Genomic DNA, 21081 nt, shown 5'->3' with positions numbered 1-21081 from the left:
AGCCATATCATCACTACTTACATCGCTGTCTAAATAGCAAACTTAATACTGAGCTTCACCTCTTAATAGAACGATGGCGTTTGTATATAGAATCATACAACTTCTATAATAATAAAATTTTTGAGGGTTTATCCATAACTCGTTTTTGCTGATGACGGATAGCCAGCCAGCATACCAAACAGATCACAATAGGAATAATCATGATGCAAAATACGGATTCAAATTTATCGAATGCCAAAAATAAATTTGGCAATAAAAAGGCAGTCACTGACCAGAACGTTCTTATCGTTGGCGGTGGGCACGTGGGTTTGTCTTTTGCGTTGCTACTAGCGCATCATGGTATCGCCAGTACTTTGCTCGAAAAGATGGGCTATCCAACCATTAGTCCAAATGATGACAGTAATCGAAGCCATTATTTAGACAGCCGCAATACGGCACTATCACGGCGTACGGTACAGATTTACCAAGAGATAGGTCTATGGGATGAGCTGCAAAGTCATGCTTGTCGCATTGATGCAGTTCAAATCAGTGAGCAAGGGAGTTTTGGACGCGCGCAGCTTAATAAAGACGAAGAAAAAGTAGAGTCATTTGGTCAAGTCATGGAAAATGCTTGGCTGGGACGTAAGCTATTGCTTGCCGCTCAGCAAGAGCCGCTCATTGCCTTAATTGATCATGCGAATGTCACGGCAGTTGCGCAGCAAAACGACATGGTGACGTTGAGCTTTAGCTACTATGGTAAAGAGGAACATGAGCAGCAGTTGCAAGCCAGCGTCTTGGTCGCTTGTGATGGTCGCGACTCTACGGTGCGTCAGCTATTAAATATCGGCACGACGACTTATGATTATCAGCAAACCGCTATCGTCGGTGTGGTAGAGACTGACAAACCACACGGGCATGTCGCGATTGAGCGTTTTAGCCCAGCAGGGCCACTGGCGGTATTGCCATTGACAGATCCAGACGGCGATGGCAATGATGAGTATCAAACAGGTTATAGACGCTCGGTGGTTTGGGTCTGCCCAACAGGCGAAGAAAATAAATATTTAGAAGACGATGCGCATTTTTTAGCAACTTTGCAGAAAGCCTTTGGTGAGCGCGCTGGCACGTTTGTCACGGCTGGTCGTCGCGGTGCTTATCCATTGACGCGTGTATTGGCAGACAAACAAGTCGATGGTCGCTGTGTGGTTATGGGCAATGCGGCTCATACGTTGCATCCTGTCGCTGGTCAGGGATTTAATCTCTGTATGCGTGATGCTCATGTGCTGGCGCAGATGATGAGTACGCAAGTGCTTAAAGGCGCAGACATTGGCGATACGCAACTGTTAAAACGCTATGAAAAGGCACGTCAAACCGATCAAAAACGCGTCATTCGCTTCTGTGATGCCGTGGTACATGGCTTTACGCATCCTAACCCCGCCATTAAGCTGGCACGGAATGTGGCCTTAGTTGCCTTTGATAAACTGCCAAATATTAAGCCACTAATCGCCAATTATGCGATGGGACTAAAGTCGTAGTTTGTCACATTACGTTATATCAACGGTCTATACCAATGTTCTATACGATGACACTTAAATGTAGGAATAACTTATGAAAAATAATCATACGCTGATTATCGGTAGCGGTATTGTTGGGGCGACATTGGCGTTAAAACTGGCGCAAGCAAAAATGCCCGTGACGTTAATTGATGCACGCCCTGAACGTGATGAGTCAGAGTGGCAAGACATATTGAAGCAACGCGACGCTCGCGTTTATGCACTGAGCGTGGCCAGTATTAACTTGCTCAACGATGTCGGCGCATGGCAAAAAATTGCTGCCTCTGAGCGTAAAGCGGACTACTCGCAAATGCAGGTGTGGCAACTGAACGGCATGGGCGAGCTATTATTTGGTGATAGTAGCGACAATCATCATAACAGTACGCTACCGCAAATGCTTGGCAGCATGGTTGAGCCAGCCGTCATTGAACATGCGTTATGGCAGCGTTTATCTGAGGATGATGTCAGTGACTATCTAACCGTTATCGCCGGACATAAAGTTATCAATATGGATTGGCTGGGTACGCAGCAAGGCTACCGTGTGACTTTAGACGATCATACTAATATCGATGCAATGCTGCTGGTCGGTGCTGATGGTCGCGGTTCATTTGTGCGCCAGCAAGCAGCCATTGGACTCGATACACTCGATTATAATCAAACTGCGATTTGCTGTGCGATTCACACTGAAAAACCACATCAAGCAACCGCACGCCAAGCGATGCTGCCCACAGGTACGCTGGCACTATTGCCGTTAGCGGATATCACTGATGCAGATAAAGCCAAGCCGCAACACTGGCAGTCGATCGTGTGGACACTGCCGCGCAATCAAGCATTGGCATTGATAGAGGAAGATGCGTGCGTTATTGCTGATAAATTGGCTGCTGCCAGTAACTATGAGCTAGGTGCTATCACTCAGATTGAGTCAATTGCCAGTTTTCCATTGACTGCGCAACAAGCGAAAAGCTGCGTCGCGGACAATTTAGTCTTGATCGGTGATGCCGCACATGGTGTGCATCCGCTAGCAGGTCAAGGGTTGAATTTAGGCATGCTCGATGTACAGACTCTAAGCGAGCAATTGTCACACGACTTTGCCCGTAGCGGTGGAACCAGTTGGGGCGGTAATCAAACGTTGCGTAGCTACGAGCGTTTGCGTCGTCCGCATAACAGTCTAATGATGCACAGCTTTTCCGCGCTTAATTGGCTATTCGCAGGGTCGCTTGCACAGATGCGTCCTATTCAACAAATCCGCAGCGAAGGTATGTATCGTGTCGGCAAAATTAAGCCGTTGATGCGTTTGTTTGCTAAGCAGGCGAGTGGGGTTTAGGGTTTTGCCTTAAGGAGTGAGTGATGCAAACTAAGTTATGGACAACTATTGTAATTATGGTAAGCGCTTTAACACTATCCGCATGTCAAACGCCTGATTTGTCTGAGCAAACAAGTCAAACTATCAACATGCCAACGGTTGTGGTTAATTTGGATAGTGACAGTGATGGCGTTCCTGATGATTTAGATCAATGTCCAAATACGACAGAAAACGTAGTAATAGACGAAAGAGGCTGTCCTGAGGTTATAAGTCTTATTGGTATGCCTCCAATGATGGAGTATCGTGCTTTTTTTACCAAGGACAGCAGTGAATTATTGCCACAGTATCATGATGAGCTTGATAGAGTAGCAGAACAGATGAATAACTATGATACAGCTACTATAAAAATTGAAGCTCATGTTTCAGAGGATGAGGTCAGTAAAGCTTCTACCTCAATTTTGCCATCGAACTCGCTGGCTAAGAGTAGAGCGCTCGTTGTTAAAAATTACCTAATTTTAAATCACAAAATTGAGCCTAGTCGTCTGACTACTCTCGATTGCGGTATTAAAGGTTCTATTGCACCTTCTGATACTGAGGAAAACAGATCTATGAATCGTAGAGTTTATAGCTTAGTAACCGATTCAAAAAACCACAAAGCTGATTATTATCAAAATGACCTAGGCTCAAACAGATGTATCGAGTTTTAAAGGTAAAATACAATGAAAATTAAATTAAGAAATACAATTCTAGTTTGGGTAAGCGCTTTGGTATTAACAGGCTGTCAAACCGCCGACTTGTCTAATCAAGCAACTCAAATTATTGATATACCAGTTGTTGAAGCTATTTTAGATAGCGATGGCGACGGATATTCTGATGATATAGACATGTGTCCGGGTACACCAATGAACATAGTAACAGATGAAAGGGGTTGTCCCTTTACTGGCATGGGGATAGGTCTAAAAATGGAATATCGTGCCTTTTTTGCCAAGGGTAGCAGTGAGCTATCGCCAGAGTATCAGCTTGAGCTTGATAAAGTAGCAGCAAAGCTGCAAGAGTACTATACGGCAACTATGCGTATTGAAGGGCACGCCACCACAGATGAAAAATCAGCTACAGTCTTACAACCAGATTCTTTATCAAGAAATAGGGCGATTATCATTAAAAATTATTTAATAATGCAGCATCAAATTGATCCTGATCGCTTGAGCATCGCTAGTTATGGTGCTGAACAACCTATCGCGCCCTCTGACACTGAAGAAGGTAAGTCTATGAACCGCCGAGCTTATGGGTTGGCTATTGCAAATTTTGATACCGAAGAGGAGATGTCTATGCACCGCCGTATTTATGGTATAGCCACGGAGCCTGAAGATTAATTATTTAATATTCAATCAGCAGGTTTTGTTCTAAAACAATTATCCCAAGGCAAATTCTATGCTCATTCCTAAATACTGGGCGCAATACAAACAGCGCTTTGAATCGCTAGAGACGTCTAGTAAATCCTCCAAGCAAGCCACTATTAAGCGTTATGGTTGGTCAGATTTCAGCCAAGCAGAAGCGCTAAGCCATGCTAAATCTCGCGTGAGAGAGACGCATAACCGCTGGCTGGCAGGTGAAGATATCTTACGTCGTGAGCGCAGGGAAGAATATAACGCAAGCAACGGTATTCCCATTCGTGAAGAGATTATTTCTGAGCATGATTTTCCAGAAAATGAATTATCCAATAATAGTTCAGCAGTGACGAAGCTTATCGTTACGCGTAATAGTTACGGCGCACAAGTCGCTAACGTCGATAACATCGCAATCATTGATGTCGATAATAAAGATCTACTAGGCCATTTATATCCCGAACATTACAGCCCTAATGGTTTTATGCCTGCTATACCCACTTATCAAAGTAAACCATCAAGCAAATTAAAAATTTGGGTTTTTATCCTTGTGTTTATACTTATCGCCAGTGTCATCGCTTGGCTAGGATTGTCTTGGTTGTGGCTATTGGCAGTTATGTTTGGCGTGACTGCATATCTATGGCAACAGGCCAGCCAAAGAGACAAAGCACACGCACAAAAATATACCGATGATATCGCCTCATTACTGCCTTACATGACGGATGTAATCAAAAAACGTGTTGCCAATCATCCTACCGAACGCTTTCGTTTATATCAAACGCCAGCAGGATTTCGCATTATTACCACTCACGATACTATCGCGCCAAGTGATGAGTTGGTCGCGGAGTGGTTTGAGTATTTCCATGCGGATGCCAATTATGTGCGTCTGAGTCAAATACAGCAGTGCTTTCGAGCGCGGCTCACTGCTAAGCCGTGGCGTATGAGTGAGGTTGAAAATAAGAAGTTGGCTAAAGATATTCCTGCTAAAAACTTTTGGTTTGGCTCTGATAATACCGATGTGGAGCATAGCATTGAGCAACGTCAAGATGAGTTAAAAGTACGTAAACAGTGGATTGTTGATTATGATCGTTTTGCCCAAGGCTATCGTGCTTGTCATTATGTCGAGAGTTTTGCTGGCAAGGAAGCCAGCCATCAATTAGAGTCTGTAGCGATAAAGGCTTTTGTCGATTGGCATGATAGGGCTTGTCGAGTGGATAAAGCGTTACCGATGGCTTGATAATGAAAGGACTCTCACCCTATTTGAATCAAAATTTTTGCTATCATCCCAACGCCGAAAATACCACCATCAATACTGGCGAGACAATATTAATAATAAAGCCAAAACTAATCGCTAAAGGTACAACTTTTAGACCGCCAGATTGTTGAATGATCGGTAAGGTAAAGTCCAAGCTCGTCGCGCCGCCAAGTCCTACCGCTGCTGATGGGTATTTACGCATAAACACAGGGATAAATATCAGCGCAAAAAATTCACGTACCAAGTCATTAAATAGCGCGACACTGCCCCAAACTGCGCCATAGGCATCGGTCATGACGATTGCTGATAGCGAGTACCAGCCAAATCCTGACGCCAATGCCATTCCCTTAGTCCACGATACCTCACTGAACATCAGCGCAAATAGTAAGCCACCAACCAATACCGCTAGCGTAAAGATGACACTCATTTCAACGCCGCGTTTATTCAGCAGCACTTCTTTTAAAGTAATACCCGAGCCTTTCAATCCAATACCGACCAGCAAAATTAATATCATTAACATCACCGTCATGGTATTTTCGGGTGGCATATAATTGTCTGGTAGGAAATATCCAATCACCATACCAATCACCACACAAATCACCTGAGCGAGGCTACCACGGATGCTGACGCGATGTTCTTTAGATTTTACGCTAGGTTTTTTCGCGTGCCATGGGCGCAAATGATCGAACAACATCAGGGAAAATAAGCCCGTACCAATCGTCAGTATCGACAATATAGTGACATACAGTGCAATCTCACCTATCTGACTGCCAAGCCCTTCCACTTGCGATAGCTCAATCCCAATCAGCGCCAAGATGATAAATACCAGATAAGACAAGCCTTTATCCGCAAGCTTGGTCATTTTAGGATTAGAAGGAATGGCAAAACCAATAAACATTGGCATTAATACCAGAACAAGGGTAATCAGGCTTTGCATGGTGGCAGGCTCGTAGCATTTTTAAAGGTGTTTTTGAGAAGGTATTTCTAAGAAGCTGAGGATTGTAGCATATCAAGCGATTAATACTGACATGAGCGACTAAGATTCCTTGTGAAAACTGACTGTTTAACTATTAAATGTTGGCTTATAAGGTGAGCACCTTTGTAGCGAGATGGTAGGATAGGGTTTTATGCATGATAATCCGGCTAACAACCATACTTAAGTATTTACCTAATCAACTTTTGTTGCTACATTAAAGGACTGAATATATTTGGCTCGCCTTATGTCGCTCTATCAGCTCAAATCTCAGTTTCAAGATCAATTGCGCCCAATTAGCGATGCATTGGTCGAGCAAAAGGTTACTGCTAATCAAGTGACGGTGTCAGCCATCTTATTGAGCCTTGGTACGGCTTATTTGATTGCCAAGCCCGCAACTGAGAAGCAGGAATTATGGCTTTTATTGCCTTCATCATTGTTTGTACGCATGGCGCTCAATGCTATCGATGGCATGATGGCGCGCGAGCACGGGCAAGCCTCTAAACTTGGTGAAGTGCTCAATGAGGTGGGCGATATTGTGGCTGATACGGCGCTTATCGCAAGTCTTGCTCCGCATGTTGCGAATGCTAATTGGCAAGATTCGGCAGTCAATTTACTAAACCGTATATCAATTCATCAGCCACATATTGTCGGTCTAATCGTGCTTAGTATCGGCACCGAGTTACTAGGTATCGCCAGTAATAGGATGTTAGACATTAGAGCGAATCAAGGGCCTTTGGGCAAAAGTGATCGTGCTTTTGTGCTCGGTGTGCTTGGCACTTTTATGGCAAGTAAAGTACCGCCCGCGTTATTTCATATCAGAGTAGGGCAATTATTTATACTCACAGAGGCACTACTACTAAAAACTTGTCTCAATCGACTGCGTTATATGGCAGACTTATATTTGATGCGTAAACCACCTGTGCTACGCTCAAACCGTTTAGACAGTCTTGAGTCAATAGCAGAATCATCGTATCAACCTATTTCATCTATCGATTGCCAAGCGATTATTGATCAACCTGATACGTTATCTTCCAATACTTTTTCATCAAATCTTCCTTTATTAAATGCCCATCTATCAAACTCTGCTGCTAAAACGTCCCTTTTGGAGTCCCAGACAATGCCCGCTATTTCTAAAAATCCCCAGTCTACCAATGCCAAAGCTGCCCCAAAGAAGGTTAGCGATGACCTTCATCTATCATCGTCCGAAGTTGTTAGCGGTGAAAGTTGCTACAACGCGTATGATGGCACGGCAATCTATTATCGCTATTGGTTGACGATGCCTTTAGAGAATATCAAACAAGCCGGTCAGCGACACACACAACAGCGCCAAGTCATTCTGTTACATCGTGGTCACGAACATTCTGGACGCTTAGCAGAACTTGGGGAACAATTTGCAAAAGCTGGCTATCAAGTATTTGCTTGGGATGCGCGTGGTAATGGGCGCTCAGGTGGTATCAAGGATCATGCTGAAAGCATCACCGAGCTAGAGCGCGATTTAGACGGTTTTGTGCAACTGGTTATCGGGCAAACGGGCATTGCTATTGAGGATACATTAATCGTCGCCAGCAGTATCGGCGCGGTACTCGCAGCAGCATGGGTACATGATTACGCCCCCAGTATTCGCGGAATGATATTGGGTACGCCAGCGTTGAGTATTCGCTTGTACATGCCATTTGCCATACCATCGCTAAAGGTAGCTCGCGCGCTTGGTCTGATGTCACGCGTGAGCAGCTACGTCAAGGCGCAAGTCTTAACGCATGATAAAGACGCACAGCAAGCTTATAATGCCGATCCGCTGATATCGAATAGCATCTCGACCGACTTACTCATCGATACGCATGCAACGGGTCAACGCTTGCTCGATGATGCGGGTGCTATCACCGTGCCAACCTTTATATTATGTGCCGGTAAGGATTATGTAGTCGATAAGCAGGCAGAGCGCGATTTTTATGAGGCCCTTAATACCACTGACAAACGCTGGCAACTATATCCAGACAGTTATCATGCGATCTTTCATGAGACCAATAAAGCAGATGTCTTTGCCGACTGTATTGATTTCGCTGAGCAAGTATTTAGCACACAAGTCCAAGCACTTGATTTGAGTACCGCTCATTTGAATAGCGCGAGTAAAGATAAGGTAGACCGCTTAGCGATTAAGCCATTCAATCCAAGCTTTGCGATTACCCGTTTTGCGATGCAAAAGTTCGGTCATGTTAGCGATGCGATTGCGACAGGGCTTGAACATGGGTTTGACTCGGGTCACTCGCTTGATCACGTTTATTATAATCAGCCTAGCGGTCAGAATAAATTTGGGCAAGCAATCGATAAGTTTTATTTAAGTAATATCGGCTGGCAAGGTATTCGTATTCGCCGTGAGCATATATTAGAGCTGGCACGTGAAGCTTTAGAAGATATAAAGTCTGGCAATCAAAACCAAGCTAGTCAAAACCAAGCTAAGCAAAACAGCACTGAGTCATTCCAGCCGAAACTACTCGATATCGCTAGTGGCCATGGCTTTTATGCCTTTGATTTATTGACAGAGTTTACCAACTTGCACGTTGAGCTACGCGATTATGAGCAGCACAATATCCAAGCCTTACAGGCAAAGGCGGAACAGTTAGAGATTGCTGATCGTGTCCTTACTTGTCAAAAAGATGCGTTTGACCCTGCCAGTTATTCTCATGTACAGAAGGGAAGTGGTGATGCTAAAGGTCTTGATGATAAAAAATTCGATATCGCCATTGCCTCTGGCGTGTTTGAGTTGTTTTCTGACAATACGCTACCAGCGACTGCGTTAACGGGTATTTATGACAGTTTAAAATCTGGTGGTCATTTACTTTATACCAATCAGCCTTGGCATCCTGAGCAGGAATTTATTAGTAAAACCTTAAACAATCATCGTGGTAGTAGTTGGGTGATGCGCTGTCGCTCACAAGCGGAAATGGATCAATTGGTTGAGAGTGCTGGCTTTAAGAAAGTCGCCATGCGTATCGATCGCTTTGGTATCTTTACCGTGTCGCTAGCGATTAAAACAGCACCAAATGCTGATAAGTAATAGATGAATAATAAAAGCGTCAAGCCTTTGAATAGCAAAAGCAGCAGACCTTATGAGCGCGTCCAGCTTTTCTCCGGAGGTGGCTCGCGTTTTGGTTATTATTTGGGCAGTTATGCGGCGTTGGTTGCCCATGATTTGACGCCAGATATCATCGTCGGCACTTGCGGTGGTAGTCTGTCGGCTTATTTAGTAAATTTAGCGCCTGACCCCAAGGGTTTGCAAGAGTTGATGTGCAGCCGTGAGTTGTACCGTGCCATCACTGCAATCAGGCATATCGCGCCAGACGAAGCCAATAGGCGACTAAAAATACGTTATATGACTCAGGCACTTAAACGCTGGCGCTTGTCACGGCAGCTGTCCAACCGCCAAAAACAGCAGCAAGCAGATAACTACGAACGACTATTAGATGAGTTGCAGCAGTTGGCAATGTTTCGGATAGATAACGAGGGGCAATGGCTCGATGAATTGTCTCGTTTTTCTCCCAAGCAGAATAATAATTCGTTTAATACCGCCGTGCCAGAGATAGCCATTATCGCTAGCCGACTGTATCAAACGCCTACTACTGATAATTCTGTTTACGATGAGTTTAAACTACAAGAGTTGTTATTTGCGCCACCGCGTTTGGCAGTATCAGAGCATTTTAATGAAATACTTAATTCACCTGCGCATACGTTTGCCGATAGGCGTATTCATCAGTCAGTAAATGTCGTAAAGCAGTGGGAATTTAATTCAGCGGTTCGGGCATCCATGGCAGATATGTATTATCTACCGCCAACGCCTATAGACGATTTGGGGTGGTGCTTAGGCGGGGTAATTAATCTCACGCCCGTTGAGCTGGCGTGTCAGTTAGGACAGACTGTATTTGCAGAGACCAAGGCAGGTTATGATTCATGGCTGGCGGCACCAGCGATTCAGCGCGTTTTTGGTTTTGACCCCAATGAGCGTTTGGCGCAAGTGCATGGTTATCAGCCAATGGAAACGTCATTACTGGTGAAATCAGAAAGAAATAGCCATCAATTGCATTGGTTACCCTTTGCAGATAATGGCCAACAGTTAGCAGGCCAGCATGTACAAAAGTGTTTTAATATCAGACAAATGACGGTTGAACTCATTCACAGTGACTATGATGGCTTTGTGCAGCAAATGCAGGCGCAATGGCAGTATGGCTATCAGCGTACAGCTGACTATATACGGCAGCAGGGTTTATGAACTCACAAATGAAAGACCTTACACAATCTACTTCAGCTCATAAGCCATCGCATCTTATCGTTTTTGGCGGTACGAGCGGACTTGGCTTGGCGTTGGCGCTGCATCATCAGGCGCTTGGCTGGCAAGTGAGCGTGGTTGGTCATAGTATGGAGAAGATAGATAATATCAATAGTCAGCATTCTAATATTGTCACTTATTGCTGTGATTTGATGGATAGTGTGCAAACACAAAGTTTATTAGAGAGCTTGTCAGATATCAGCTTTCAAAGAGTGATTTATAGTGCGGGCAGTTACACAAATGAGCGTGTCCATCGTCTCAATCAAGATGACAGCGATCAAATGCTCGCGATTAATTTGCAAGCATTTGAGCAGGTTTTTAGGTGGGCAAGTGAGCAGTTAAAGCGCCAAAGTTATTCATCAGATTGCAAAGAAAACAACAGACTCAGCTTGATTTGTATCGCGTCTATCGCCGGTACTATGGATTATCCTTATGCCAGCCTTTATGCCAAAAGCAAACGCGCCATGATTGCGACTGCCAGCGCTTATCGACTTGCACTTGGACCTTATGATATCCAAGTGAATTGTATTGCCTCAGGCTATATTGATACCCAAGCGTTGCGTGATTTGAATGACGGCGATGCCAGTCATAAGCCATTCATAATCAATACGCAAACGGCGGTTGAGAGTGTTATGCAAGCGATTGATGATGATATTGAGCTGGCTATATTTCCACGCTCCATGCGCTATATTACTCGGGCGCTCAATCATTTACCTAAGCCTGTGCTTAACTGGATATTGCGCAGTAAATTGGATAAAACGACTTGATAACAGTTTACCCAAGCAGCCAATAAAACAAGGTAAATAGCGGCACGCCAATCAGCAAGCTATCCACTCTATCTAATACGCCGCCATGTCCAGCGAGCATCGTACCCGTGTCTTTTACCCCATGCTGACGCTTAAAGGCGGACTCTAATAAATCTCCAGCAATACCACTGACCGCTAAGCCATAAGCGGCGAATAAGCAAATCCACCAGCTAAAAGGCGTGAGCCAAATGCCCAATAGCGTTGCCAATAGTGCCGCTAGCATACTGCCGAAAATAGCGCCTTCGATACTTTTATTCGGGCTAATGGTTGGGGCAAGACCACGCTCAAACAGCTTGTGACCAAGCAATCGTCCACATAAATACTGGGCAATATCATTAAATTGACTGGCGAATAAAACAAAAAATAAAACGCCATACTGTTCGCGCTGCCAGATTAATTGTTGTAAGGCAATGAGACTGATAATCAAGGTGATAAAAGCAAAACTAAAGAATAGGTCTAACAGATTTAAACGTGTGTAAGCTTGAGCAGAATGAGAGAGGGTTTTGCTAAAAGGCTGAGTATTCGCTTGTAAACCGCGCGCTTGGAGCTTGTGAATCAGCACAGCTTTGTTGCGCAGGCACCATAAGCGTTTGATCTCATAGCTACCACGCAAACCAATTAAGACGAAAAAGGCGATGAGCATCCACTGGTAGGGGTGGGTAGGAGGCTGTGAGGGTTGGCTATTATCCGTTATCTTAGCGATAACATAACACGCGCAAAGCGCCGCTAACATCAGCCACCACGAGCGTGCAATCAGATAAATTTTTGGCAGGCGCTTACGCAAGCGAGGTAGGGCAAGCATGGCCCACGTCAAACTGACGACCATCATAAGTCCGATCACAAACAGCGTATCAGTAGCCATATTTTTAGCATTTTGAGGTCAATAAAAAACGGTAACTTACCGTTTTGTGATGGTTAGAGTGGCAACCTTCAATCGCTGTTAAACGTTAGCAACAGTATGTGCTGATCCAACCTCTGTGTCATCGATTATAGGCTGAACCAACCAATCAATGCCACCTTCTTTGTTACCTGTTTTGTCACCTTCTCTCAGCTTCGATAAGGGCGCAATCACACTCGTTCGAGGTGTGGTCGCTAAATGCGGATAGTCTTGACGATAATGACCACCGCGACTCTCATAACGCTGATAAGCCGACTGAATAATCAATGTCGCTAATTGTAATTGTCGTGCTAATTGAAAGTGTGCCAAGCCATCATGGGGAATGGTCTTGCTCTGACTATTCATATCGAGAGAATTAGTTATATTTAGAGAATCAGACTTGAGGCATCCAAGCTGCTGCTGCCAATTTTCTATTTGTAGCAATGCTTGTGCTAATTGCCCAGCGCTGCGAGTGATACCCATATGAGCAGTCATCAGAACTTTTAGTTTGGCGGTTATCCCAGCTATGTCAGCATCTATATTGACGTTATGATGAGTATTGCTTTCATGGTCAGTAGACGGTGGTAGAGTAATGGGCTGAGTATCTTTAAGCGTTGGCGGCGTCCAAATGCCAAGGGCTGATTGATTTAGTTTATCAAAATATGTCACTTGACTGAGCTCCGCCATGTCTTTTAAATAGCGGGGTAAGTCAGCAGCGATATTGCGCCCAACCACCACGCATTCTAGTAGTGAGTTACTCGCCAAGCGATTAGCCCCATGCAAACCTGTATAGGCAACTTCGCCAGCGGCATAGAGACCTGCCACATCGGTCATACCATTGACAGACGTGACTACACCGCCGCAGCTATAATGAGCGGTAGGGGCGACCGGAATTGGGTCAGTAGTCATATCGATGCCAAGCTCTAATAACGTTTGATAAATTTGCGGAAAATGCTCTCGTAAAAACTGTTCTGGCAGATGACTGACATCAAGGTTTACGTAGCCAAGTCCATTCGTACTAATCTGCTCAGCAATAGCACGAGCGACGATATCGCGTGGTGCCAGTTCTGCACGCTCGTCAATGTCCAACATAAAGCGCGCACTGGTCTTTGGACAGGTTAGACGGCCACCTTCACCGCGTAGGGCTTCCGATATCAAAAAACTACTGTCATCTAACGCCAAACCAGTCGGATGGAATTGAATGAATTCTAAGTTTGCTAAGCGGCAGCCTGCTTGCCATGCCATCATTACGCCATCACCGACACAGACGTTGGGCGCACTGGCACGCTTAAACAATTGACCCAAGCCACCACTAGCCAGTACGGCTGCGCGACTATAAAAAGTCAGTTGTCGTTGACTACTATGATCAAAAACTTGCGCCCCTTGGCACTGATTATCACTGTTTGTCAAAAGGCTCAGCGCTTCATAATAAGGCAAAATAGTGATATTGGCAGCAGATTGAGCTTTTATGGTCAAGGCTTCCATAATATGTCGACCAGTCGCATCATCCGCATGCGCGACCCGCCTACAACCATGCCCGCCTTCTTTGGTTAAATGTAAGTTAGCAGTCTGTAGTTCAGTGAAAGGTTTTGCATTATCTTCTTGCTGTATCTGGGTAAAAGGCACACCTTGCTCACACAGCCACTGCACGGCCTGCTGTCCGGCACTTAAAATGCTACTGGTATTGTCGGCTTCGCATAAGCCTGCGCCTGCGATTAGCGTATCAGCGATATGGTCAGCGACAGAGTCCTCTTTGTCTAGGCTGGCAGCAATACCACCTTGGGCATAATGGCTTGAACAAACGGCTAAGTCGGCTTTGCTCAATACGGTAATATTCAGCGATGTTGGTAACGCTAGAGCCGTGCTTAAGCCTGCCAATCCGGCACCGATGATAAGGACATCGGTTTGTACCGCTCCATCAAAATTATCAGCATTTAGTGCTTCCGCTGTAGACAGCGCATTCATATTAGGCTGCTCCGACATTGGCGAACAGCTCGCGGTCTTTAACGATGTCGCCACTGGCTGCCACTCGTTGTTTTTGTGATTCGGCAAAATCAAGCATACGTTGCAAGGGCTTTTTAGCCGCAACTGCCAGATCAGGCGTCATCAAAACTTCACCGCTCTGATTGGTTAGGCATTGCTCGATACCTTTTAAGCCGTTCATCGCCATCCATGGACAAAAGGCACAGCTCTTACAGCTTGCGCTTTCACCAGCAGTAGGCGCTGCTAAGAAACGCTTATTTGGCGAGCGCTTTTGCATTTCATGCAAGATACCTAAGTCGGTGGCGACGATAAAGGTATCGGCATCCATCTCATAAGTTGATTGCAACAATTTGCTAGTAGAGCCGACCACATCGGCGAGCGCTACTACGCTGTCAGGGGATTCAGGATGCACCAATACTTTTGCGTTTGGATGCTCCTCTTTTAATTGCAGCAGTTCGGTCGCTTTAAACTCATTATGTACGAGGCACGAGCCTTGCCAAAGCAACATATCTGCGCCCGTCTCTTTAGCGATATATTTACCTAAATGGCGATCAGGACCCCAAATAATTTTTTCACCATTATTATGCAAATGGCGAATGATATCGATGCCAACGGATGACGTCACCACCCAGTCAGCACGAGCTTTGACGGCAGCGCTAGTATTGGCATAAACCACGACGGTACGCTCAGGATGAGCATCACAAAATGCGGAAAACTCGTCAGCAGGGCAGCCCAAATCAAGCGAACACTCGGCTTCTAGGTCTGGCATCAGTACTGTCTTCTCCATACTCAGTATCTTTGCAGACTCGCCCATAAAGCGTACACCAGCGACCACCAATGTCTGTGCACTGTGCGCTTGCCCAAAGCGTGCCATTTCTAGTGAATCGCCTACGCAGCCACCAGTCGCTAATGCCAAATCCTGAATAAAAGGGTCGACATAATAATGGGCGACCAATACCGCATTATGCTCTTTTAATAGCTTCTTGATGTTTTCTTCAACCACGATGCGTTCAGCGCGTGGCAAGTCTGCTGGCATTTTAGCTTTGGCATATTCGATGTTCATTTGAGTGGCGATGCGATTGTCCGTACTCATGATAGGTGCGTCGTAAGGATAAGTTTTCATAAAGGCAAACCTTTTATACAGTAGCGACAAGTAATATGCCGCTAAAAATAAGTCAATTGAATATTGCTAATGAATAAGATGTTTTAATTATGCTCATTTTGAGCATAAATACAAGTGTTTTTTTATAACTGCCTCAATGAAAGTACTTATTTTTTAACTCATCAGACCGTAAAGTCGTTGAATAAGCCGCAGTTTTAGTTTTGTAGAATTACAACCGCAGGCTATGATAGTCTGGGATTCACGTTATACTCATCTACAGTATCAAAGCCGCATTTTATGAATTTATTATTCAATAACTACATTTAAAGGATTGTCGCCAAAATTATGACTTTGTCTTATTCACATGCGCATCAACAGGGAAGTGGTACCACTGAAGTGGTTGCGGTGCTAGTCGCCATCACTGACCACACAGCCCGTGTATTAACAGTGGATCAAGGTAAGCTGCTGCCCAATGGTCCTCTGATGCCGTTGCATCGCTCTTTGCAAGCAGGCGTGCGTCAATGGGTGGAGGAGCAAACGCAGCAACCGCTTGGTTATCTAGAGCAGTTATATACCTTTGTTGATACCAATAGACGTAATATCGATGGTCATGCGCTGGTTTATGTGAGCTATTTGGGTTTGGTGCAAGAGACGCAGATGCAAGAGCTACAAAGCGAGGCACTGTGGCGAGATTGGTATGATTATTTCCCGTGGGAAAATCACTTAGATGGTATGCCTAGTATCATTACAGACTTTATCGTGCCTGTGTTGTTGGAATGGGCAAATACTGCCGAAGACTTGATTGTGCAACAGCGTCGACGCCAACGTATTGGATTGTGTTGGGGACTGAGTGAAGCGTTTTTAGCAGGTGGCGAACTGACAGACACAGAATTGGTTGGCGACCATGCTCATGAAGGTAGGGAGTGGATCGCAGAGCACGTACTGCTCCGCTATGAGATGCTGTATGAAGGGGGGCTGATACCCGAAGCGCCCAATTACCCGCCAACTTATCAAGCCGTCATCTTGCCAGACGATTGGTCACAACGTATAGGTGTACCGATGTATTACGATCATCGCCGCGTGATTGCGACGGCTATTTCGAGGCTGCGTGCCAAGATTGAATACAGACCGCTTATTTTTGGTTTGATGCCAGATGTTTTTACTTTGTCACAGTTGCAGCAAAGTGTCGAGGCCTTATCAGGAGTGCGTCTGCATAAGCAGAATTTTCGCCGTTTGCTTGATTCACAGAACTTAGTGATGGAGACAGGAGAGAGTAGTAGCGCTCAGCGCGGTCGACCTGCCAAGCTCTATCGCTTCCGCCACGATATTGAGCTGCAAAGCTTGCTAATGGACAGCAAATTGCCCAAACGAAACAAATAGTTGTCAGATTATTCCTACGATATTTCTGCCATATGCTGTGTTTATAAACGTTGACTAGGGCGTGTCCTCATTTTGAAAATGGTGATAAAAATGAGATAAATTGCAGCCAAACAAGAAAAATAGCACAGATAATATCATGATATTGACCAGCTATTTGACGCAGTTTGGCAAGATTTAGCCATTTTTAGCCCATTTAGGCGCTTTCGTTCAGATTGAGGGCACGCCCTAAACACATAAAATACCGACCTATCCTTGCGAGAAGGCTAACTTTACGCTATATTTATGCTCATTTTGAGTTTAAATCAATCGAATTTATATTCATAGCATACTTATATAAGGGTTAAAGATGACAGTTGAACGAGAGCCAGCGTTGGATGAAGTATTGCTTAAGCCCTTGGTTGAGGCTGCCCTCACCGAAGACTTGGGTCGACGCGGAGATGTGACTTCGCAAGCCACCATTCCCGCCGATATGCAGGCGCAGCTCCAGATTAAAGCACGGCAAGCAGGCGTGGTTTGCGGTATGGATTTGGCGCGTCTGTCTTTTGCTTTGGTTGATGCGCAGATAGAGTTTATCGCTCAGGTCATCGATGGTGAGAAGGTTGATGCAGATACAGTATTGGCTATCGTACGCGGTAATGCACGTCATCTATTAACGGCAGAGCGTACGGCATTGAATTTCATGACGCATTTGAGTGGTATTGCGACGGCGACACAGAAGATTGTCGATACTGTGGCGGATTATCCCGCGCAAATTACCTGTACGCGCAAGACCATTCCCGGTTTACGTATCGTGCAAAAATACGCGGTGCGCTGCGGCGGTGGTCGCAATCATCGTTTGGGTTTAGATGATGCAATTTTGATCAAAGACAATCATATTGCTATTGCAGGCGATATTAAAACAGCTATCAAGCAAGCACAAAATTTCGCGGGTCATCTCATTCCGATTGAAGTGGAAGTCGATACGCTAGCGCAACTAGAGCAGGCTTTGGACGCTGGTGTGAGCTTGGTATTATTAGACAACATGTCACCTGAAATATTGTCGCAAGCAGTGGCCATGTGTAAAGGTCGCGCCAAGACAGAAGCCTCTGGTGGTATCACCCCTGAGACCGTGCAAGCAGTCGCAAAAACGGGTGTTGATTTTATCGCGATGGGTTATTTGACGCATAGTACCACTGCGCTAGATATCGGTCTTGATTTTAGTGCGTAACGTTTGGCTTTATTATAGTCAGTTCAATATAAAAAAGAGACAGTGTGACTGATATAAATTTTTTGTAGCCTCTGTCTGCGTAGGCACAGCAGGCAAGAAAAATTTATACCAGTCACGCATTATAATTTCGTGTATCTATTCTATTTAGTATCGACTATAAAGAAATAACGCCCCACCTTTATTAGCACTGTTAATACGATTATTCATCCGTTAAAAGTTGCTGAGCGATCTATGATAATCAGCTATTGCCGCTAATGCGCTTATATGAGAATGTTAAGCAAAGTTAATGATTTAATTAGCTTATCTGCCTATGCTACAATGTCACTGCTAACCGCCTATTGGTCATCGTTGCACTCGCACGATGGCCTTATCTTTTTGCCCAAGTTTTACCGATAGATAAGCGAGCGCTCAGTGGATACTGAAATTATTAAAATCATCTTGGCCTTTGTGGTTTTGATTAATCCTTTTGCAGCTTTGACGCTGTTCTTGGACTTGACGCGCGGCTACTCGATGATTGATCGACGTAAAGTAGCACGTATTGCCTGCTTGACTATTTTTATCACCATCAGCTTTTTTACTGTAGCAGGCGAGGTACTTCTAAAGGCACTTGGTATCTCTATTGGCTCGTTCCAGCTGGCAGGCGGTATATTGGTATTTTTGATTGCCTTGAACATGATGAATGGCGATGGTAACCCCGCTAAGCCTGATCAAGAAAATTTCGATGTTGAATACGATAAACATGCACTACCAAGTACCGCATCAGCAGTAGTACCACTGGCTATTCCTATGATGATTGGGCCGGGTGGTATTTCTACGGTCATTATTTATTCTTCTCAAGTTTCAGGCATATTGCGTGTTTCTGCGGTTATCGTTGCAGGCTTTTTAATCAGTCTTTTTTGCTATTTGGCATTGATGGCGGCAGGTCGTATTAGCCGTTTATTGGGTGATACTGGGCTTAATATCATGAGCCGAATCATGGGTATGTTATTGGCTGCAGTTTCTATTGAAATTATCGTCAATGGATTGCGTACGTTATTTCCTAACTTAATATAGCTTTTGTTAAGCCTAAAAAACCCAAACACGTTTATAGAATGTGTTTGGGTTTTTTTGATTTTGACTGTGCATTTATATGAATTTGACTATAGTCGGTTCAATTTAAAAGTGGTACAAGGCAACCGAGTGTAGATGTATATTTAATACCTCAAGCGAGGTTAACGCTGTAACGCTTTTATAGTGGATTGAATATATAGCTGTTTTCTAACTTTGGTATAGATGCCAAGCCAAATAAAACATCAATATACCCACCAAGGCATCAAGTATATTCCACGCTTTTGGCTTGGCAAACAGAGGTCTGAGTAAGCGTGCGCTATAGCCTAATGCAAAGAAGAAAAAGAATGAGGCACTGACAGCCCCAACTGCAAATGCTAGCTTGCTACTAGCGCCAGTTGAAACCATGCCAACGAGCACCAAGGTATCTAGATAGACATGTGGGTTGAGCCAAGTAAAGCCAAAGCAGAGCAATAGCGCCTTTTTTAAACTGGTCACAACTTGTCCGTCGACAGTCAGCGCATGGGATAGGCGTACACTGGCATACAAGCTTTGAATGCCATAGCCCAGCAAAAATATGACGCCTGCAATTTTGGCAATGTTGACGACTTGCGGATACTGAGCAGTCACCGCGCCAAAGCCCGCTACGCCTGCGGAGATTAAAAACGCATCGCTGACCGCACAGAAGAGACAGATAAAAAAGATGTGCTCGCGTTTGAGTCCTTGTTTAAGCACAAAGGCATTCTGTGAACCAATCGCGATAATGAGCGATAATCCCAGCAAAAAACCAGCAATATAATCGGGTGCATTCATAACCATTTACTCGATGTTAAAGACCAAAACGTTGACGTTTGCTTACTGGCAGCGTGACAAAAAACTGTTAAGATAAGGGATTGAGTGGTCGAATGCAATCAGTAAATGGGCAAGGGGCAGAGCAGAACATGGTCGTAAGTTTGACAAGAATGTTACAGTCATTTGGGCAAGCTCAAGATGATTTGCCAACGCGAGCTGCCAAACATGTTCAGCAAGGCGCTATCGCTCCTAATGCAGAAGATGATGCCAGTCCTGCTGATAATATTATTCACAATGAAGACAGTGCTAGTGATGAAACTGCCATTAGTAAACGCCTGCCATTGACTCCTCCCGAGCGTGCTGATCGTATTTGTGAAGCCTTATCGCAAGTCAATGATATTCGTACGGCAACGCCACTGACCGATCGCTATTTGTCCAATCGTGCGGCAATGCGCCCGACCAATAGACCGCCTTTCGACCCCGATACCCTATGGTATCTCAAACATGGACGCTGTCCGATTATGACTGAGCTTATTGATGTGGTTGATGAGGCCACCCTAAATGCTATGCCTATAGAAGCTGTTGCGATACTAGATCGAATTAACGGCAAGCTCAAGCGTTACCGTGAGTGGAGCAGTGAGCTCAACGAGCAGCAACAGCAGCAACATAACGAGCGTCAGTTTGTCATCGACAAGCTGGTGTCAGAGAGCATTCCAGAAGCACTACATCATTATGAGCAATTGCAACGTTTTAGTCCACATCGCACCAAAAACACGATGATGCAGGGAAAAATGACGGCAGGCGACATGCTGACTGATTTGTTTTTAGAAATTGATTATGAGCTTGATGAGTTATTGGACGAGTTGCATCAAACGGTTATGAATCGTCTTGCCTCAACGCACCGTTATGTCAAAAGCCGTACGAAAAGCTAATGTGTATTTATTTTAATGACTGTTATTAATTATCAGCTATGAGCAGTTAAATACATAACAATATGGGGCTTTAATAAAGCCTTATTTTTTTGTTTAATCTCATAGAGTTTAGAGTTTAGAGTTTAGAGTTTAGAGTTTAGAGTTTAGAGTTTAGAGTTTAGAGTTTAGAGTTTAGAGTTTAGAGTT

17 protein-coding genes are annotated in these 21081 nt (G+C 44.6%); 12 read left to right on the top strand and 5 right to left on the bottom strand.

All coding sequences use genetic code 11. From position 1 onward, the window contains the following. Positions 1-200 precede the first annotated feature (200 nt). From JMY08_RS09735 to JMY08_RS09715, 5 genes are all read left to right on the top strand, one after another. Complete coding sequence (locus tag JMY08_RS09735) at positions 201-1511, top strand: UbiH/UbiF/VisC/COQ6 family ubiquinone biosynthesis hydroxylase (RefSeq protein WP_201593089.1); 1311 nt, start codon at positions 201-203, stop codon at positions 1509-1511. 73 nt (positions 1512-1584) lie between these two features. Next, positions 1585-2853 carry an FAD-dependent monooxygenase gene (locus tag JMY08_RS09730; protein WP_201593087.1) on the top strand — a complete coding sequence of 423 codons (1269 nt, stop codon included), beginning with the start codon at positions 1585-1587 and terminating at the stop codon, positions 2851-2853. Between the two features lie 23 nt (positions 2854-2876). Further along, positions 2877-3539 carry an OmpA family protein gene (locus JMY08_RS09725; RefSeq protein ID WP_201593085.1) on the top strand — a complete coding sequence of 221 codons (663 nt, stop codon included), beginning with the start codon at positions 2877-2879 and terminating at the stop codon, positions 3537-3539. Between the two features lie 12 nt (positions 3540-3551). Continuing rightward, positions 3552-4205: an OmpA family protein gene (locus JMY08_RS09720; RefSeq protein WP_201593083.1), complete on the top strand. Its 654-nt coding sequence runs from the start codon at positions 3552-3554 to the stop codon at positions 4203-4205. A gap of 58 nt (positions 4206-4263) precedes the next feature. Beyond that, entirely contained in the window at positions 4264-5454 is a 1191-nt protein-coding gene (locus JMY08_RS09715) for a hypothetical protein (protein WP_201593082.1), read from the top strand. Between the two features lie 43 nt (positions 5455-5497). Here JMY08_RS09715 and JMY08_RS09710 read toward each other — a convergent pair whose 3' ends face one another. Continuing rightward, entirely contained in the window at positions 5498-6409 is a 912-nt protein-coding gene (locus tag JMY08_RS09710; protein WP_201593081.1) for a lysine exporter LysO family protein, read from the bottom strand. A gap of 271 nt (positions 6410-6680) precedes the next feature. Between JMY08_RS09710 and JMY08_RS09705 the strand changes: the two genes are divergently transcribed. Genes JMY08_RS09705 through JMY08_RS09695 form a run of 3 tightly spaced genes read left to right on the top strand, consistent with a single transcriptional unit; the run spans position 6681 to position 11536 of the window. After that, complete coding sequence (locus tag JMY08_RS09705; protein ID WP_201593080.1) at positions 6681-9503, top strand: alpha/beta fold hydrolase; 2823 nt, start codon at positions 6681-6683, stop codon at positions 9501-9503. 3 nt (positions 9504-9506) lie between these two features. Then, the gene (locus JMY08_RS09700) at positions 9507-10712 is read left to right on the top strand and encodes a patatin-like phospholipase family protein (protein ID WP_201593079.1); all 1206 of its coding nucleotides are present in this window, start codon (positions 9507-9509) and stop codon (positions 10710-10712) included. 8 nt (positions 10713-10720) lie between these two features. Continuing rightward, positions 10721-11536, top strand: a complete 816-nt coding sequence (locus JMY08_RS09695) for an SDR family NAD(P)-dependent oxidoreductase (protein WP_201593078.1) — start codon at positions 10721-10723, stop codon at positions 11534-11536. Positions 11537-11543: 7 nt separating this feature from the next. On the opposite strand, the gene JMY08_RS09690 is transcribed toward JMY08_RS09695, so the two are convergent. The 3 genes from JMY08_RS09690 to nadA all read right to left on the bottom strand — a co-directional run bounded on the left by JMY08_RS09690 (position 11544) and on the right by nadA (position 15558). Further along, entirely contained in the window at positions 11544-12437 is an 894-nt protein-coding gene (locus JMY08_RS09690) for a phosphatidate cytidylyltransferase (RefSeq protein WP_201593077.1), read from the bottom strand. Positions 12438-12515: 78 nt separating this feature from the next. Then, entirely contained in the window at positions 12516-14417 is a 1902-nt protein-coding gene (nadB, locus tag JMY08_RS09685) for an L-aspartate oxidase (RefSeq protein ID WP_201593119.1), read from the bottom strand. Position 14418: 1 nt separating this feature from the next. Further along, positions 14419-15558 carry a quinolinate synthase NadA gene (gene nadA, locus JMY08_RS09680; protein WP_201593075.1) on the bottom strand — a complete coding sequence of 380 codons (1140 nt, stop codon included), beginning with the start codon at positions 15556-15558 and terminating at the stop codon, positions 14419-14421. Between the two features lie 324 nt (positions 15559-15882). Between nadA and JMY08_RS09675 the strand changes: the two genes are divergently transcribed. The 3 genes from JMY08_RS09675 to JMY08_RS09665 all read left to right on the top strand — a co-directional run bounded on the left by JMY08_RS09675 (position 15883) and on the right by JMY08_RS09665 (position 19177). After that, on the top strand, positions 15883-16917 hold the full coding sequence (locus JMY08_RS09675) for an NUDIX hydrolase (protein ID WP_201593074.1): 1035 nt from the start codon (positions 15883-15885) through the stop codon (positions 16915-16917). Positions 16918-17263: 346 nt separating this feature from the next. Then, positions 17264-18124, top strand: coding sequence for a carboxylating nicotinate-nucleotide diphosphorylase (nadC, locus tag JMY08_RS09670; RefSeq protein ID WP_201593073.1), 861 nt, complete (start codon positions 17264-17266; stop codon positions 18122-18124). Between the two features lie 411 nt (positions 18125-18535). Next, complete coding sequence (locus JMY08_RS09665) at positions 18536-19177, top strand: MarC family protein (RefSeq protein ID WP_194620308.1); 642 nt, start codon at positions 18536-18538, stop codon at positions 19175-19177. 204 nt (positions 19178-19381) lie between these two features. Here JMY08_RS09665 and JMY08_RS09660 read toward each other — a convergent pair whose 3' ends face one another. Beyond that, a complete protein-coding gene (locus JMY08_RS09660; protein ID WP_201593072.1) occupies positions 19382-19984 on the bottom strand; it encodes a LysE/ArgO family amino acid transporter in 603 nt (200 codons plus the stop codon). A 92-nt stretch (positions 19985-20076) separates the two neighbouring features. Here JMY08_RS09660 and JMY08_RS09655 point away from each other — a divergent pair, with 92 nt between their 5' ends. Continuing rightward, the gene (locus tag JMY08_RS09655; protein ID WP_227679650.1) at positions 20077-20895 is read left to right on the top strand and encodes a hypothetical protein; all 819 of its coding nucleotides are present in this window, start codon (positions 20077-20079) and stop codon (positions 20893-20895) included. Positions 20896-21081 lie beyond the last annotated feature (186 nt).

The organism is Psychrobacter sp. Pi2-51, assembly GCF_904846665.1.
Classification (GTDB): Bacteria; Pseudomonadota; Gammaproteobacteria; order Pseudomonadales; family Moraxellaceae; genus Psychrobacter; species Psychrobacter glaciei.
The sequence above is the reverse complement of the archived record's forward strand: the minus strand, read 5'-3'. Positions and strand labels throughout refer to the sequence as shown.